1 protein-coding gene and 1 pseudogene are annotated in these 1,915 nt (G+C 65.8%); both read right to left on the bottom strand.

The window, feature by feature from the left end; all coding sequences use genetic code 11:
• Positions 1 to 72: 72 nt before the first annotated feature.
• The gene (locus tag Q0938_RS19055) at positions 73 to 1,623 is read right to left on the bottom strand and encodes an acetolactate synthase large subunit (RefSeq protein WP_299365683.1); all 1,551 of its coding nucleotides are present in this window, start codon (positions 1,621 to 1,623) and stop codon (positions 73 to 75) included.
• A pseudogene (locus Q0938_RS19050) lies at positions 1,620 to 1,915 on the bottom strand (carbohydrate kinase); the annotation flags it as partial. The pseudogene Q0938_RS19050 and the gene Q0938_RS19055, both read right to left, overlap by 4 nt.

The raw sequence follows: 1,915 nt of genomic DNA, 5'->3' as shown, positions 1-1,915 counted from the left end.
CCACGAGGATCGTGTAGGCCCCCCAGTGGCTGCAATGCGGAACGCGTTTGATCTTGCCCATCCTGGGCCCTTTCAGATTACAGCTTCGATCAGGAAAGGCCCCTTGCGTGCGCAGGCCACGCTCAGAAGCTCGGAAAAACGTTCAGCCGTATCGGCGCGAGCTCCCTCAACCCCCATCCCTTCGGCGATCTTCACCCAGTCGAGATGCGGATCGTCGAGATCCAGCATGCGGCGGGCGTTCTCTCCCGGTTCGCCTGCACCCACGTTCTTCAACTCGCCGTGGAGGATCTGGTAGCGGCGGTTGGCGAACACGATCGTCACGACGTCAAGCGCCTCGCGTGCCTGCGTCCAAAGCGCCTGAACCGTATACATGCCACTTCCATCGGCCTGCAGACCGATCACCTTTCGGTCCGGGCAGGCCACCGCCGCGCCGGTCGCCAGCGGCATGCCGATGCCGATCGAGCCACCGGTCAGCTGCAGAAAATCATGTGGCTCGGCCCCGTGGGTTGCGCGGAAGAAGTTACGGCCGGAAGTGACGGATTCGTCGCAGACCACCGCATCCGCTGGCATGTGGTGGGCCAGAGCGATGGCGATCGCATCCGGGGTCAGCTGTCCTGAGGGCAGATCGGGCCGAGTGCGAGCAATCAGGCGCGCGGGCGGCGCGGCATTCATGCCGACATCATCCGCCAGCGCAGCGATGGCACCGACCATGTCCCCCTCCAGCTCCACCATGTCGATCACCTTGCAGCCCTCAGGCAGCATGCTGCTTGGCTTGCCCGGGTAGGCAAAGAAGCCAACCGGCGCCTTCGCACCGATCAGGATGAGCTGTTCAGTGGTAGCGAAGAGTTCGAGCGCCTGATCGATGGCGTAGGGAACGCGGTCAATCGCCACACGGCCAGCGCCGCGCTGCATTCGGCCATTGGCCTGCTGCGCCATCAGCCGCGCGCCGAACTTTGTCGCGATCCTGTCGAGAAGCTCCAATTGCGGCGCTCGCAGTGCGAGACCGGTAACGAGGATCGTCGTCTGCCGACCGATTCGCAGAGCTGCGGCGGCCTCGCGGATGCAGACGCGGTCCGGAAGCGTGACTGCCGCTCGGGGGACCGGGACGGGGCGTTGCGTCGGGGTCTCCGTCCAGGCAGCGTCAGCATGAAGGATCAATGTGGCGATCTGGCCCGATCCCCTGAGAGCTGCCTCGATCGCTTCTTCGGTGCGCCGGCCCACTGACGCGGCAGTGTCGGCGCGGCCCACCCAGTGCGACATGGGACGGGCAAGCGAGTCGATGTCCGAAGTCAGTGGGGCGTCATGCGCAAGATGGTAGGTTGCGTGGTCGCCGACCACGTTTACCATGGGCGTGCGCGCGCGACGCGCGTTGTGCAGGTTCGCCAGGCCGTTCGCGAGGCCGGGGCCCAGGTGCAGCAGCGTTGCTGCGGGCTTATCCGCCATCCGCCCGTAGCCATCCGCCGCGCCAGTCACCACGCCCTCGAACAGGCCAAGGATGCAGCGCATGCGGGGCTGGCGGTCAAGGGCGGCGACGAAGTGCATCTCGGAGGTGCCCGGATTGGCAAAGCATGTGTCTATCCCGTTCGCCAGAAGCGTTTCGCACAAGAGGTCCGCGCCGTTCATCGAGTTTCTGCCTCCATCAGCTGCCCAGCCCGGGTCTGCAGATCGCACAGCGGCTTCCAGAATGGCGCGACCGCCTCAACCAGCGCCGAAAAAATGCCGTATTTCTCGTCGGCATAGGCCGCGATTTCCCCTTCGCGCGGGACGACCGTTTCCTCCGGCGCGCCGACCCATCTGGCCCCCAGATCAGCCCGCGAGGCGCCGAGCAGATACCGGGCGCCCAAGGCTGCCAATCCACGCAGACCGGCATGAGCGCTGGGGCTGCGCTCCACCTGGGTCCGTAGCGTGGTGGCTA

Origin of the sequence: uncultured Paracoccus sp., assembly GCF_947496875.1 — a bacterium.
Classification (GTDB): domain Bacteria; phylum Pseudomonadota; class Alphaproteobacteria; order Rhodobacterales; family Rhodobacteraceae; genus Paracoccus.
This window is presented reverse-complemented; position numbering and strand designations above follow the sequence as displayed.